We start from the raw sequence: 13,770 nt of genomic DNA, 5'->3' as shown, positions 1-13,770 counted from the left end.
ACCGAAAGACGTACGCTTTTAACTTAGTGTATGAACGTCAATTTGCGAACTCCCAGCGCAAAAACGTACACCCCCAATAACTCATCATGCCCCAGGAACTGCCCTGTGCAGCCTGGGGCATGAAAAGAAATGACTACTTCAGATCCTCCGGAACGGTCCGTGCAGGGTAAATGCGCGGGCGAACACCCGCGATCTCCTCAACAACTCGCACTACCTGGTGGGAGTAGCCATACTCATTGTCGTACCAGACGTAGAGCACGAGGTGCTTGCCGGCCGAAATCGTCGCCAACCCGTCAACGACACCAGCGTGCGTGGTACCGAGCAGATCTGTCGAGACAACCTCAGGCGATTGGATGTAGTCAATCTGCTGGCGCAGGTTAGAATCCGTCGAGACCTTACGGAGGAAGTTATTGACCTCATCCTTTGTCGTCTCGGTTTCGAGCTCGAGGTTGAGCACCGCCATGGAAACGTCAGGCGTTGGAACGCGGATCGCGTTGCCGGTCAGCTTGCCCTCGAACTCGGGAAGCGCCTTCGACACAGCCTTTGCAGCACCTGTTTCCGTCAGCACCATGTTGAGGCCAGCAGCGCGACCGCGGCGGTCCCCCTTGTGGAAGTTGTCAGCCAGGTTCTGGTCGTTCGTGTAGGAGTGCACTGTCTCAACGTGGCCGTGCACCACACCGTAGCGATCGTTGATGACCTTCAGCACCGGCGTAATACCGTTCGTGGTGCACGAAGCCGCGGACAGGATCTGGTCGCCGTCCGCAATGTCAGCATGGTTGATGCCGTAGACGATGTTCTTAATATCGCCCTTACCTGGAGCGGTCAGCAGAACGCGGGAGACACCCTTGGACTTCAGGTGCTGGCTCAGCCCAGCCTCATCGCGCCAGACACCGGTGTTATCAACGACGATCGCATCGTTGATGCCGTACTCGGTGTAATCGATGGATGCCGGATCGTTCGCGTAGATCATCTGGATCGGCGTCCCGTTGGCCCAGATGACTTCCTTCTCGTGATCCACAGTGATAGTGCCGTCGAATGGGCCGTGCACCGAGTCGCGGCGAAGCAAAGATGCACGCTTGACGATGTCGTCGTCACCCTTCTTCCGCACGACGACGGCGCGCAGGCGCGCTCCCCCGTACATCGCCTCACGAGCAATCAGAATGCGGGCCAACAAGCGGCCGATGCGGCCGAAACCATACAGCACAACATCGCGTGGCTCGAGCTCCGAGTCCGTATCGACGACGTCGGCAAGCGCCTCGTTCAAGTAGGCTCGCAGATCGCTCGCGCCGGACTTCTTGTAGTCGCTGGCAAGACGGCCAAGGTCAATCGATGCCGTGCCGAGGTTCATCTGAACAAGCTCACGAAGCACCGGCAACGTGTCCTCGAGCGGAAGCTCCTTCTCCACAATGCGACGCGCGTACCGGTGCGCCTTAATAATGTCGATGTCCGTCACACCTACCAACAGTCGGCCAAAAATCGAGGTGACAACGTTGTTTTCACGGTGAAGCTGGCTGATGAGCGGAAGCATTTCCTGGGCCAGGGTCAGCTTGTGATTCCAGTCCTGTTGGTGCGTTGTATTCGTAGGCGTAGACACAGTCATCCTCTTCATGCGGTAATTGAACAATTGGGAAACGTTTGCCTTGGGGGTACATGACACAGCTGCCGTACCCCCAATACAGGAATTATCGTAGCGTGTATTGGTCCATATTTGTTACAAATACTCCAGCTAAACCAACCGCACCGCGAGATATGGTTACATCAATCGCCTTAGGTGGGCTTTGTAGTGCAACGCCAAGTAAACCCGCACCCCACCCCCAAAACACACCCCCGGTGCTGGATGGCGGTATTTGTCCAACGTGGCGTCGACAAGCTGGCGCGAAACTCCCTTCGGTACCCTGTGCACGTACATCAACGCATTGGAGGAAACGAATCTATGCCTTGCCCGAAGATCATCGCCCTCGACATGGACGGCACCCTGCTCGACGAACACGGGCGCATTCCCGACGCCTTCTGGGAGCTCCTTCGCCTTGCCGACGACCGCGAAGTCCTGGTCACGCCGGCATCGGGACGCCAGCTCGCGACGCTTCGTGACATGTTCACCACTCATCAGCCTCACACGTTCATCGCGGAGAACGGTTCCGTTGTCTTCCATGACGGCCGCATAATCGACGTGACTGCCATGCCGGAGCAGCCGGTGCGCGAGTTTCTACGCGCGTTTGAAACAGCGCCGTTTTCAGCGTCGGCGGTGCTGTGCACTCCCGAGCAGTCCTACTCGCTGCGCGGTGCATCCAAGGAAGTCGAGCAGGAGATTGCAAAGTACTATCACGCCAACACAAACGTGGATTCGCTTGTCGACGTCCCCTTCGAACAACCCGTGAAAGTCGCGCTCTACGTGGACGGTGATGCAGAGCGTGACGCGCTGGCGTGGGTGCAGGCGCACGCGCCTGGGCTGCACCACGTAGTTAGTGGCCAGCACTGGATCGACATCATGAGCCCAGAGGCAGACAAGGGCAAGGCGCTGCTGGCGATCGCGGACGCCTTGGGCGTGCCTCAGGAAGCAACTGCCGCGATCGGTGATTTCCTGAACGATTACACGATGCTCCAGGCGGCTGGAACAGCGGTTGCGATGGGCAACGCCCACCCGGACCTTAAGAAGGTCGCAGACGAGGTCATCGGAACCAACGCTGAGCATGCAGCAGTGCATCGACTTGCTGCATGGCTCAGTGAGCAATAGCGCTTACTTTGCGGACTTGCGCTCCGCAATAGCTCGCTCAAGCTCAGCTTGGCGCTCTTCGAACTCCTGGACTTTCGCCTTCATCTGCGCCATGAGTTCTTCGTGGTGCTTACGGCCGAGCTCGAGGCGTTCCTCAAGCTCGGCCAGTTCCTTCGCGCGTTGTGATTCATCTAGGGTCATGCCCCTATTGTGGCAAATTTTCCACGCCGAAGCGAAGCGCTACTTCCCTTTCGCTAGAAACGACTCCGCGTTCGCAGATTCCCAGTCCTCGCGCCAGTTCTCCGGGACGTCGCCGTCGACAAGCTGACCGTCGCGAAGCCACTCGTAGCGCTCGCGGTACGTCTGGGGTTTCCCGTAGTCGTCGTTGCAGCGAATCATCTCGGGGCGCAGGTCCTTCGGATCTTGCACTCCCATCGCGGCCATGAGGCGCAGCGCTGACGAAACGGTGGCCTTCTGGTACCGCATCACGCGCATTGATTTGTCCTCGACATCCAGGCCACGCTCACGCCACGGGTCTTGCGTCGCGACACCAGCCGGGCACGTACCGAGGTGGCACTCCATTGCCTGCACGCAGCCGACGGCCATCATCATCGCGCGGGCGCTCAGCAGGAAGTCCGCGCCCTGCACCATGCGACGCACCAAGTCGTTGCCGGCGGCGATCTTGCCGGCAGCACCGATCTTGATCTTGTCGCGAAGGCCGCAGCCCACCAGCGCATTATTCACGAACGTCAGGCCCTCTGTGAGTGGCAGGCCCACGTGGTCCTCAAACTCCTTCGGCGCCGAGCCAGTACCGCCCTCGGAACCGTCGACCACGATGAAGTCAGGCAGAATGCCAGTCTCGAGCATGGCCTTGCACACCGAGAGGAATTCCCGACGAGAGCCTATGCACAGTTTGAATCCAACCGGCTTCCCCCCGGAGAGGGTACGCATCTGGTCGATGAAGTGCAGGAGGCCGATTGGGGTATCAAATTCAGAGTGCGCACCTGGGGACGTGAACGCCTTCCCCTCCTCGATCCCGCGAATTTCAGCAACTTCCTTCGTCGCCTTCGCGGCTGGCAGCTCACCGCCCAAACCAGGCTTCGCTCCCTGTGAGAGCTTGAGCAGCGTCATCTTCACCTGTGGCCGCTTTGCCTTCTCTGCGAAGGTATCTGCATCAAATCCCCCCATCGGAGTGCGTGCGCCGAAGTACCCGGTGCCGATTTCCCACACCAGGTCACCGCCGTACTTTTCGTGGTGCGGGGACAGACCGCCTTCACCGGTGTCCTGGTAGAACCCGCCCAACTTGGCTCCCTTGTTCATCGCTTCGACGGCGCGCCCAGACAACGAGCCGAAGCTCATAGCGGAGATGTTCAGCAATGCTGCACTGTACGGCTGGGAGCACTGCGGGCCTCCAATCAGCACGCGCGGCGGCTCCGCAGGCATATCTACGGGGCGCATCGAATGTACCAGGGAGCGGTGTCCCTGCTCGTAGACGTTTTCTTGCGTACCGAACGCAGTGGTCGAAGTCTGCCCTTTCGCGCGCGAGTAGATGAGACTACGAGTGCGGCGGTCGAATGGGCGGCCGTCCCAGTCACGCTCAATAAAGTACTGCTGAAGCTCCGGACGAATCTTCTCGAGTGCCCACCGCGCACGCCCCAAGACTGGGTAAATTCTTCGAATGGAGTGTTTCTTCTGAGTCAGATCCACAGCTGCAACAGTTCCTACCCCCAACGCTGCCGCGATCGACGCTGTTGCTGCCCAGTTGCGCTTGCCTGCCATGATGCTCCTTAGACTAAGTGGCGTGTAGAAAAGCGTTCCTGTGTTCACCGTACGCAAAAAAATAACAAAACAAACTCCAGCCACACTTCATGTGGTGTTTCCCCCTTTCGTTCAACCACCATTGGGGAACTCTCGTTAGGGTGGGGCCATGATTGACTTTTCCCGCCCCGCAAACATCGTCGCGCCCAAACTACTCGGGTGCACACTCACTCATGGCGGGGTCAGCATCGTATTGACCGAGGTCGAGGCATACCTCGGCGAGGAAGACGCCGCCGCGCACACCTATCGCGGCAAAACGGCACGAAACGCTGCGATGTTTGGCCCTCCCGGACGTTTCTACGTGTATCTTTCGTACGGCATTCACCACAACGTCAACATTGTGTGCGCACCGGAGGGCATCGGCCAGGGATGCCTACTGCGTGGAGGCAGGGTCATCGAAGGCCACGACATCGCCTATCGACGCCGCCAAAAACCCGACCGCCTTCCCATCGAAGAAGACAACCTGGCGCGTGGTCCCGGAAACCTGGGCGAAGCGTTGGGGTTTGAACTCACCGACAACCATAAATCCGTCTCTTTGACCGCACCTACCGCTCCCCCGGAGTGGGTTTGTGGCCCCCGTATTGGCATCTCGAAGAATGCTGATGCCCCCTGGCGATTCTGGATCCCCGGAGACAAAACTGTTTCCACGCCACGCGGTTATAAAACGAGCAATAAATACAAGGCATAAATCCTAAACTTTTGGGCGATTTTCTTTAGGTAAGCCTTGCCTTACTATTGGTGCGTCAGCTTGGAGCGCTCGCTCCCCACCTACACACGATCGGAGTCACCGATGACCCTCATCGCCCCTGCGCAGATGCCACTTTCCGTCGCCCTGAAGGAGCAGACCACAGCCGCACACGCAAGTGCCGAGACCTCCCGCTTCATGTCTCACCTCAGCGGAGGCCAGCTCAACGCAACAGCCGTCGCCGAGCTCACCGTGCAGTACTTCCACATCTATTCCGCGCTCGAAGCCGCGGTGCGCCGCACAGTCACTCACCATGCCGTAGCCCAGATCGCCGACCCGAGACTTGAGCGGGTAGACGCAATCTCCGCCGACCTCACAGCGCTACTCGGCGCGGATTGGCAAGATCACCATCACCCACTCGAGGCAACGTCGCGCTACGTGGCCGAGCTCAACGCACTCACCCCCAACAATGGCCCCGAGGTGATAGCACACCACTACGTTCGCTACCTCGGCGACATCGCTGGCGGTCAGGCGCTTGCCCGGGTATTTCGCAGCGAATACAACCTCGGCGATAACGCCCTCAACTTCTATGACTTTTCCGCGATTGGGAAAATCCCGCCATATCGTGCGCAATACAAAGCATCCCTGGACGCCATGCAACTGAGCGACGACGAACGCGCCCAACTCATCGAGACAGCAAAGCACGTCTTCACGCTGAATGAAGCCGTGTTCCAGGAGCTCACATCACGACTCGACTAGCCCTCGACACTTGGCGTCACTGCTGTCGAGATACACAAGCACACCCCACACGGCACTTGCCGCCACAAAGGCGGCAAGCACGCCCCCGGTAAGGGTGTAGCTCTCAGGCACCGCAAACAACACCATCAGTGAGACTGCAATCACCCCAGCCCATACCACCCCAACGAGAAGGCCGGAGCGACGATCTCCGCGTGGTGCTGCCTGATAACTACGTCGCGACGGCAGCGCTGCTAGCGCAAGAACTAGCACAATTAACCCCAAGCAGGCCAAGGAGCTTACCCACACATTTCCGGCGCTCACGCCAAAGACCACAATCCCAGCAATCACAGCTGCCAGTGCACGCTCCCACGGCGCGAACCGCCCTCGAGGCACCTCTGAGACGACTGGTATGAGCTCGGTTACAGGCTCCTGATCCACTACCACAACAACACCCTTCCATAAGGCTACGCTTACCTAATTTTTATTAGGTAAGCTTACCCTCATTTATTCCGACGACGAAGAGTATTCCTCAAGAACTATGTCTATCCGCTATGTATGCGCGTTGGCCGCTTCTGCCAGCATGCTTGGCTTTGCAGCAACAGCGTTCAGCCCGCTCCTCATTACCCCTCCTTCTGCTCCGGCACAAGAACAAACCGCGTCACACCGCACTGTATCCACGGGAACAATGGATTGGGGTGTGCGGGAATCGTTCCGTAAGTACATCGAAACTGGCGTCGCCAAGGGGTCCATCTCCACAGATGAAGGGGCAACTCGCTCAGGGACGGCATTCCAATTCCCAGCCGAATCCTCCGCGATTACTGGCCCATCCTCCGGACAATTCAACTTCACCGGCTCAGTCCACTTCAGTGGCCACGATGGCTCTCTCGAGCTGACGCTCAGCAACCCGATCTTGGTGGTCAACGGCACTAACGCAGAACTCCGGGTGGACTACAGCACACGGAAGTATGTCGGCGCAGGAGCTGTGGGCCCTGTCGAAGAAGGACAAAAAGAAGTACTGGCCACCATCACCCTTGACGCCGCACCGGACTTCACCGCAAGCCAAGTGACAATAAGCGGCCACACCTCACTTACCGCTTCTGGGGAAACTATCTTCGCCGGATTCTACGAAGCAGGCGAGCCCCTCGACCCGATCAGTATCGATCTCTCACTCACGGAGGCTTCGGGTGCCGGACCAGTCCCGGACTTCACACTCGGGTCCCCATCAGGAGACAATAGCAACGCAGCTGCTCAGGGGCACAGTGGCGCCACACGTTCAAAGGCGACAAGCGGACCGGCTTTCTGGCTCGGACAGGTAAACGACACGCTCATCGAGGTCAACGGGCTGTTTACCAACGCCGACAAGGTCTTGCGAAGCGCAACGTCGTTACACGAGCGCGCTACATCGTCGCAACAGTCAGCCCGTCCCAACCGCTCTTCGACGGCGCCGGGGACGACTGCTTCGGCTGCCAACACGGCCCCGGCGCGCAACCAAGCATCAGCGCCGACTTCCCCATCGAGCAACGCATCGGCCCACAGCAATCGCGATGCCTCAGCCACAGCACCGTCAGGCGGTAATGCATCTTCAAATACCGTCTGTGATGCTGGCACCTCACACGGAGTCACCTCTGCTGAGGCACAGTGGGGAATCCGGCAGTCGTTCCGTACATACATCCGTGGCAATATCGCGAAAGGAAAGTGGGAGCTCCAAGGCGTTGGAGACAGCGGTAACACCTTTACTTTCAACGGCAATTCGGGAGCAGTTGATTCTGCGACGCGGTCGGGGTCCATCCTCTACCCCGGTTCGATCCGTTTTACCGGGCACGGGGGCGTATTGGACACTCGTTTTTCCAACATGGAAATCCAGTTCTCCGGCAATACCGGCCAGCTGATCCTCAACGCGACGTCGAACACCATGGAAGGCGACCCCCGCGACTACGGGCGCATCGCCATCGCAGACCTCACTTTCACGAACCTCGATGTGAGCGACTCTGCGGTAACCGGTACAGCAGAAGCAACGCTTACGAGCACAGGTTCGGAAGCGTTTGGGCAGTTCTACCCTCCTGGCGATCCGCTCGACACAATTCACTTCACCGCTCAACTCGGCGGATCGGCTAACTGCGCCGAAGGCCAGGGCTCCATCGGAGGGGCGTCCTCTCCATCCAACAATGCGGCGGGGGCCGACGCTCGAGCGAAACTTCGGAAGTCTACAACATCCTCGTCTACGCCTTCCCGCGGAAGCGTTCTCGACGAGCATTTGGGGGACGCAACTGTTTCGTCCTCTGATCAGCCAGAAGGCGGAAAGTTCCAGATTAAAAACACCGCGCCCAATTCGCGTACAGGGGCGGATGGTTGGGATGACGCGACCGTCGCGACGCTCTTGGTGCTCATTGCCTCGCTGCTTGGCGCAGGCGGTGCGCTCATCAGATTCGCGGTCATCGGATAGGGAGATATGACACTATGAAAATGCTGCAACCCACTCTTTCCTTGGTTACCGCGACTGCGATAACGCTGAGCCTCGGCGGGTGTGCGGAGTGGGACAACCCAACACAACACACCACCAACGAGCTCGCGGAGTCGCTGCAGACAAACGGGGACCCACACCAGGCGCAAGGGGTTTCGATGGTCTCTGAGATCTCCGAGGTCGAGCCAATCGATACGCCACGGGAACAAGCTCTGCCCGTCGAAGTGACCGATGCGGACGGTTACGACGTCACCATTACTGATACCTCCCGCATCCTTGCACTGGACCTATACGGCACATTCACCAAGACGCTTCGTGGTGTCGGCATGGCAGACAACATCGTCGGGCGGACCGTAAGTTCCTCGGAGCCGTCGCTTGCGCATCTGCCCGTAGTCACGGAAAACGGGCATTCGCTCAACGTCGAGGCCATTCTGAATCTTCGTCCCACCTTGGTGCTTGTCGACCGCTCAGTAGGACCAGTTGAGGCGATCGACCAGCTACGGGCAGCCGGTATCACCACTGTGATGCTGGAGCCGACGCGTTCGCTGGCCTCGATCGCGGAGGACATCACTAATGTGGCAACCCTCGTCGGTGAGCCTGAGGCAGGCCGCCTCCTCGCCGAACGCAGCGAGAAAGAAGTCCAGCAAGCGCTCGACGCAATCGCTGCGGTGGCACCTGAAGAACCACTGCGAATGTCGTTTTTGTATGCTCGCGGCACCGGTGGCGTCTTCTATCTACTCGGGCGTGAAGAAGGAACTGAAGAACTCATCACTGCTCTAGGTGGCAGGGACGTCAATTCCGAGCACGGCATCGGTCAGCCTTCGCCTGCAAGCCCTGAGGCGCTCGCCGAGGTAAACCCCGAAGTGTTCGTCATGATGAACGGTGGGCTCCAGTCCACAGGCGATATTGAAGGCCTCCTCCAACGCCCCGGCGTCGCACAAACCACCGCGGGGCAGCACCGGCGAGTCCTGGCGCTTCCCGACGGTGACTCACTTGCGTTCGGACCTCAAACTGGCGAACTGCTGCTGCGCGCGGCGCACGCTCTCTACGGAGAGCAGCTATGAGCGAGCACCACGGAGCAATCCATGCACGACGCATTGGAAGAATTGTGCTTTTCGCAGCCACCGCTTCCCTGCTAGTGCTCACGGCCATTGCCTCTCTCGTTGTAGGCCAGTTTGAGTTCTCCCCCGGCGAGCTCTGGCCGATCCTTACCGCAGGGCCAATGTCAGCGTCCACACTCGAAGCATCAGTATTGTGGCAGATCCGCATCCCGAGGCTCGTTCTAGGACTCTGCGTCGGCGCGGCACTGGGAACAGGCGGGGCGCTCATGCAGTCCGTATTTGCCAACCCCCTAGCAGAACCAAGCGTCGTTGGCGTCAGCACCGGGGCAGGTGTAGGCGCAGCTATCGCCACCGTATTCGGCATCACCACATTCGGAACGATGACCGTGCCGATCTTCGCGTTCGCAACGGGCATATTCGTCACCGTGGTGGTGTACCAGCTGGCGCGTTCAGGTGGCAGAGTCCGCGTCCTGAACCTGGTGCTAGTAGGCATCGCAGCGAACGCTATCTGCGGCGCATGCATTTCAGCACTCACATTCATCGCCCCTACCACGGCGCGGGAGCAGATCGTTTTCTGGCAGATGGGCAGCCTCGCTGGGGCGAGTTGGGCGCAAACTGGGGTGGTAGCTGCCGTCGTCACCTTCGCATTGGCATGTGCCATGTGTTTTGTGCGCAAGCTCGACATCCTCGCTTTGGGCGACCAAGCTGCATTCCATGTAGGCATCAACGTCGCACGCCTGCGCATGTTGGCGATCGCGCTATCGACATTGCTTACAGCCGCAGCGGTCTCCTTCGCTGGGTTGATCGGGTTCGTAGGACTCGTCGTCCCACATATCGTGCGCACTGCGGTCGGCCCGTCCAATACGGTGCTTGTTCCGGCTTCTGCACTCGGAGGAGCGCTCTTGATCGGTGCTGGCGATATCCTCTCCCGCACAATCATTCCATTCGCTGACCTGCCAATCGGTATTTTCACAGCGCTGATTGGCGGGCCGACCTTCTTCTTCCTGCTGCGGCAGATGATGCGAAAGGGCCATGCACAATGACAGTTACCGCTTCACATGTCACAGTCCATAGACAGGGGCGCGAAATACTCCACGATGTCAGCATGTCCGCGCAGAGTGGAGAGGTCACCGGTCTCATCGGCCCCAACGGAGCTGGCAAGTCAACATTGCTCGCTGCGCTCTCCGGCGATACATCCCTCTCGAGCGGAAGCGTCCAGCTTGCGGGTCAGGATGCATCTGGGTGCACCGCTCATCAACTCGCTCGGACGCGTGCCGTCATGCTTCAGGATGTCAGTGTCGCCTTTTCGTTCTTGGTGCGCGACGTCGTCGAGATGGGGCGCCATCCGTGGGGCACTCAGCCTGACGACGCCACCATCGTCAACGAAGCGCTCGCCGCGACAGGCATCACGCACCTCCAGGAACGAGAGATGCTCACACTTTCCGGTGGTGAGCGCGCCCGTGTGGCCTTTGCCAGAGTCTTGGCACAGCGAACACCTGTAGTGTTTCTCGACGAACCAACTGCCGCGATGGACGTGCGCTTCCAAGAGCAGACGATGGGCGTCGCCCGCACCTTGGCACGTGATGGCGCGACCGTGATCGTCGTGCTCCACGATCTTCAGCTTGCTGCGCGGTACTGCGACCACGTGGTGTGCTTGAAGCAGGGGGCTGTTGCGGCAGCGGGGCCGGTGGCCGAGGTCTACCAGGACCACATTCTGAGCGAGGTCTACGACTGGCCTATCACGGTCCTGCACGACGGAAATCGTGTTTTCATCGCACCTCATGAGGTGAACTGCTCCCCTATGACAGGTGCGACCTAGCCCCATTACCCCCGGCCGTTGACCAAACCCCAACCAATATTTAAGGTTAGCCTAACCTCACCATTCGGTGTGGTTGCGATTACTCATGAAAGGACGTACATGTCTCGTTCCGCTACCCTGGCAGCCCTTACCGCTGCCTCCCTTGCCGCAACCACGCTCGCCGCACCGAGCGCATTCGCGGAAGCCCCAACTCTCGAGTCCGGGCACGCAAACTGGAACATCAAGGGATCATTCCTGAGCTACATCCAGAAGCCGTTTGCCGCAGCAACTATCACGGCGTCCGATGGAGCAGAAAAGGTACTTGACGCGAGCAAGCTGGTTGACTTCGCCTTGCCAGTAAATGCAAAGGAGTCCAAGCTCACGGCAACTGGCGAAGGGGTCATAGACCTCGACGGCGCTATCAGTATCAACGCACACCACGGTGCGATGGATATCCAGCTGTCTGATTTCAAGGTCGTCATCGAAGGGGCTAAAGGGTTCCTCCAGGCAGACTATGTCCGCAAGGGCGCTATGCCCGGTGCAGAGACCACCACGTTGACCGGCGACGATAAGCGCATCGTCGAGTTCGACGTCCAACAGCCGCTGAAGGCTAACAAGAACAACCAATTCGCTGCGACCTTCACCCCGACCAAACTGACAGAGGACGGCTCCGCGATCTTCGATAAGCAGTACAAGGCCGGTGAGCCTTTCGCGGATTCCAAGGTAGCCCTTGCACTGAAATTCAAGGATGCTCCCGCACAGACGACGCCCACTCCCACGCCGGAAGGATCAAGCCTTGGAACCGGCGCGATCGTCGGAATCGTGCTTGCCGCAATCGCGGCCCTCGGTGGCCTTGCATTTGCAGCGAGCCAGCCAGGTTTCCAGGCGATGCTCGGGAAGCTCGTATGAGCGCCGTCGATAACGTCGGCGGACACATCACCACGGTGATCACTTCACTCATGGCGATCGCTGGCGTCGTAATGACCGTCGCCGCACTCGCCCAGGGCGCAGGGACGATTCTCGGGATCCAGCTACCAACGATTCCTTGATATACAGAGATATACAGACCGCAAAACAAGAAACCCAGCCACCTCATGGTATGGCTGGGTTTCTCCATTTGGGCAACACACCAAACTAGGAGTTCTTCTTGCCCTTCTTCTTTTTCTTGCTGCTCACCTTGGAGAGTTCCAGCTTTGCAGCAGCATCGGGCACGTAACGGAACTCGTCGCGCGGAGGTCGCTCGTAGTCAATAATCTCTGGGCGTTCAGGGATCTCTGGCAGATCAGGGTCAATGTGCTCGTAGGGGATCGTCGACAAGAGGTGAGAAATCACATTGATGCGCGAGCGCTTCTTATCCTCCGACTCAACCGTGTACCACGGCGCCGCAGGAATATCCGTGTGGATAAACATCTCATCCTTGGCTCGGGAGTAGTCCTCCCACTTTGTAATGGACTCGAGGTCCATTGGCGAGAGTTTCCACTGGCGGAGCGGATCGTTCCGGCGCGACTGGAAGCGCTTGTACTGCTCTTCATCCGAAACGGAGAACCAGTACTTACGCAACATGATGCCGTCCTCAACAAGGAGACGCTCGAAGATCGGGGTCTGGTGCAGGAAGCGGCGGTACTCTTCTGAGGTGCAGAAGCCCATGACTCGCTCGACGCCCGCTCGGTTGTACCAGGACCTGTCGAAGATGACGATCTCGCCTGCAGCGGGGAGCTTTTCGACGTAGCGCTGGAAGTACCACTGCGTCTGCTCGCGCTCAGTTGGCTTCGGCAGCGCCTCAATGCGGCAGGTGCGCGGGTTTAGGTACTGGGTGATGCGCTTAATTGCGGAGCCTTTACCTGCCGCGTCGCGCCCCTCCATCACGATGACAACACGCGCTCCGGTCTTGACGACCCACTGCTGCATTGCCACCAACTCAGCTTGAAGGCGTACGAGTTCTTTCTCGTACGCCTTCTTGGAAAGTTTCGGGGGCTTAGTGGAATTCTTCTCTTCACTCATAGGTACTAACCGTACCCATAAAGCGGGGAGAAATTAAGCCGATTCGGCTAGTCCACCTTGAATTCCGCCATGGTATCCCACTCGGTCTTACCCTCAATCAGGGTATTGATGATGGTCGGGGTTTCCTTCAGAATCTTCGGGAACAGCTCCTGGGCGGCGCGGAAATGATCGGAGTTCACGTGCGCTTCCGCGGCATCGTCGTGGAATGCCTCGATGAGCAGGTATTCGTTCTTATCCTCTTCACTGCGGTACCAGTCAAAGAAGATGCAGCCCGGCTCTGCGCGGGTTGCGTTGGTGAATTCCTCTACCTCTTGACGAAATGTCTCGACGTATTCTGGCAGTGGCTTGTAACGAACGTTGATCAAAATCATGCCACCACCCTACGCATATCTCGCATTGTTGTCAGCCGACGCTTTTGGCTACGAAGCTGCTCAGTTAATTGTTCAACAATAGATGCGTTATACTCGTAACAGTTGTCGGCCGATGGTTCTATTT

Annotated in this window: 14 protein-coding genes; 9 read left to right on the top strand and 5 right to left on the bottom strand. The window is 58.6% G+C overall.

The window, feature by feature from the left end:
* Positions 1-133 precede the first annotated feature (133 nt).
* A complete protein-coding gene (locus ACXIUA_RS02105) occupies positions 134-1,600 on the bottom strand; it encodes a glyceraldehyde-3-phosphate dehydrogenase (protein ID WP_070479355.1) in 1,467 nt (488 codons plus the stop codon).
* 333 nt (positions 1,601-1,933) lie between these two features.
* On the opposite strand from ACXIUA_RS02105, the gene ACXIUA_RS02100 reads away from it, so the two are divergent.
* Positions 1,934-2,734 (top strand): HAD family hydrolase, encoded by an 801-nt coding sequence (locus ACXIUA_RS02100; protein WP_284817544.1) that lies wholly within the window; start codon positions 1,934-1,936, stop codon positions 2,732-2,734.
* A gap of 3 nt (positions 2,735-2,737) precedes the next feature.
* On the opposite strand, the gene ACXIUA_RS02095 is transcribed toward ACXIUA_RS02100, so the two are convergent.
* Complete coding sequence (locus ACXIUA_RS02095) at positions 2,738-2,914, bottom strand: hypothetical protein (RefSeq protein ID WP_168156190.1); 177 nt, start codon at positions 2,912-2,914, stop codon at positions 2,738-2,740.
* 39 nt (positions 2,915-2,953) lie between these two features.
* Positions 2,954-4,492, bottom strand: a complete 1,539-nt coding sequence (locus tag ACXIUA_RS02090) for an FMN-binding glutamate synthase family protein (protein ID WP_070362795.1) — start codon at positions 4,490-4,492, stop codon at positions 2,954-2,956.
* Between the two features lie 148 nt (positions 4,493-4,640).
* On the opposite strand from ACXIUA_RS02090, the gene ACXIUA_RS02085 reads away from it, so the two are divergent.
* The 8 genes from ACXIUA_RS02085 to ACXIUA_RS02050 all read left to right on the top strand — a co-directional run bounded on the left by ACXIUA_RS02085 (position 4,641) and on the right by ACXIUA_RS02050 (position 12,323).
* Positions 4,641-5,219, top strand: a complete 579-nt coding sequence (locus tag ACXIUA_RS02085; protein ID WP_070479291.1) for a DNA-3-methyladenine glycosylase — start codon at positions 4,641-4,643, stop codon at positions 5,217-5,219.
* A 102-nt stretch (positions 5,220-5,321) separates the two neighbouring features.
* Positions 5,322-5,975 (top strand): biliverdin-producing heme oxygenase, encoded by a 654-nt coding sequence (locus ACXIUA_RS02080; protein ID WP_256059894.1) that lies wholly within the window; start codon positions 5,322-5,324, stop codon positions 5,973-5,975.
* A 517-nt stretch (positions 5,976-6,492) separates the two neighbouring features.
* Complete coding sequence (locus ACXIUA_RS02075; protein ID WP_350338461.1) at positions 6,493-8,397, top strand: HtaA domain-containing protein; 1,905 nt, start codon at positions 6,493-6,495, stop codon at positions 8,395-8,397.
* Between the two features lie 14 nt (positions 8,398-8,411).
* Positions 8,412-9,479, top strand: coding sequence for a heme/hemin ABC transporter substrate-binding protein (locus ACXIUA_RS02070; protein ID WP_457975975.1), 1,068 nt, complete (start codon positions 8,412-8,414; stop codon positions 9,477-9,479).
* Positions 9,476-10,519: a FecCD family ABC transporter permease gene (locus tag ACXIUA_RS02065; protein WP_070479285.1), complete on the top strand. Its 1,044-nt coding sequence runs from the start codon at positions 9,476-9,478 to the stop codon at positions 10,517-10,519. Before ACXIUA_RS02070 ends, ACXIUA_RS02065 begins: the two co-directional genes overlap by 4 nt.
* Positions 10,516-11,295, top strand: coding sequence for a heme ABC transporter ATP-binding protein (locus ACXIUA_RS02060; protein WP_457975974.1), 780 nt, complete (start codon positions 10,516-10,518; stop codon positions 11,293-11,295). Before ACXIUA_RS02065 ends, ACXIUA_RS02060 begins: the two co-directional genes overlap by 4 nt.
* Before the next feature lie 99 nt (positions 11,296-11,394).
* Positions 11,395-12,183 (top strand): HtaA domain-containing protein, encoded by a 789-nt coding sequence (locus ACXIUA_RS02055; protein WP_457975973.1) that lies wholly within the window; start codon positions 11,395-11,397, stop codon positions 12,181-12,183.
* A complete protein-coding gene (locus ACXIUA_RS02050; RefSeq protein WP_168156192.1) occupies positions 12,180-12,323 on the top strand; it encodes a hypothetical protein in 144 nt (47 codons plus the stop codon). The genes ACXIUA_RS02055 and ACXIUA_RS02050 overlap by 4 nt, the downstream gene beginning before the upstream one ends.
* Positions 12,324-12,408: 85 nt before the next feature.
* Here the strand turns inward: ACXIUA_RS02050 and ppk2 are convergent, their stop codons facing one another.
* Both ppk2 and ACXIUA_RS02040 read right to left on the bottom strand, forming a co-directional pair.
* Entirely contained in the window at positions 12,409-13,275 is an 867-nt protein-coding gene (ppk2, locus tag ACXIUA_RS02045; RefSeq protein WP_256059896.1) for a polyphosphate kinase 2, read from the bottom strand.
* Positions 13,276-13,322: 47 nt separating this feature from the next.
* The gene (locus tag ACXIUA_RS02040) at positions 13,323-13,646 is read right to left on the bottom strand and encodes a putative quinol monooxygenase (RefSeq protein WP_070362804.1); all 324 of its coding nucleotides are present in this window, start codon (positions 13,644-13,646) and stop codon (positions 13,323-13,325) included.
* Between the last annotated feature and the right edge of the window lie 124 nt (positions 13,647-13,770).

The organism is Corynebacterium sp. UMB8791, from assembly GCF_054166365.1.
Note: the sequence above shows the minus strand (reverse complement) of the source record. Positions and strands in the feature narration are given on the sequence as shown.

Coding starts and splice junctions, on each gene's coding strand:
- ACXIUA_RS02085 (WP_070479291.1), top strand. CDS start 4,641: ATGATTGACTTTTCCCGCCCCGCAAACATCGTCGCGCCCAAACTACTC.
- ACXIUA_RS02090 (WP_070362795.1), bottom strand. CDS start 4,492: ATGGCAGGCAAGCGCAACTGGGCAGCAACAGCGTCGATCGCGGCAGCG.
- ppk2 (WP_256059896.1), bottom strand. CDS start 13,275: ATGAGTGAAGAGAAGAATTCCACTAAGCCCCCGAAACTTTCCAAGAAG.
- ACXIUA_RS02100 (WP_284817544.1), top strand. CDS start 1,934: ATGCCTTGCCCGAAGATCATCGCCCTCGACATGGACGGCACCCTGCTC.
- ACXIUA_RS02040 (WP_070362804.1), bottom strand. CDS start 13,646: ATGATTTTGATCAACGTTCGTTACAAGCCACTGCCAGAATACGTCGAG.
- ACXIUA_RS02105 (WP_070479355.1), bottom strand. CDS start 1,600: ATGACTGTGTCTACGCCTACGAATACAACGCACCAACAGGACTGGAAT.
- ACXIUA_RS02050 (WP_168156192.1), top strand. CDS start 12,180: ATGAGCGCCGTCGATAACGTCGGCGGACACATCACCACGGTGATCACT.
- ACXIUA_RS02080 (WP_256059894.1), top strand. CDS start 5,322: ATGACCCTCATCGCCCCTGCGCAGATGCCACTTTCCGTCGCCCTGAAG.
- ACXIUA_RS02065 (WP_070479285.1), top strand. CDS start 9,476: ATGAGCGAGCACCACGGAGCAATCCATGCACGACGCATTGGAAGAATT.
- ACXIUA_RS02070 (WP_457975975.1), top strand. CDS start 8,412: ATGAAAATGCTGCAACCCACTCTTTCCTTGGTTACCGCGACTGCGATA.
- ACXIUA_RS02095 (WP_168156190.1), bottom strand. CDS start 2,914: ATGACCCTAGATGAATCACAACGCGCGAAGGAACTGGCCGAGCTTGAG.
- ACXIUA_RS02055 (WP_457975973.1), top strand. CDS start 11,395: ATGTCTCGTTCCGCTACCCTGGCAGCCCTTACCGCTGCCTCCCTTGCC.
- ACXIUA_RS02060 (WP_457975974.1), top strand. CDS start 10,516: ATGACAGTTACCGCTTCACATGTCACAGTCCATAGACAGGGGCGCGAA.
- ACXIUA_RS02075 (WP_350338461.1), top strand. CDS start 6,493: ATGTCTATCCGCTATGTATGCGCGTTGGCCGCTTCTGCCAGCATGCTT.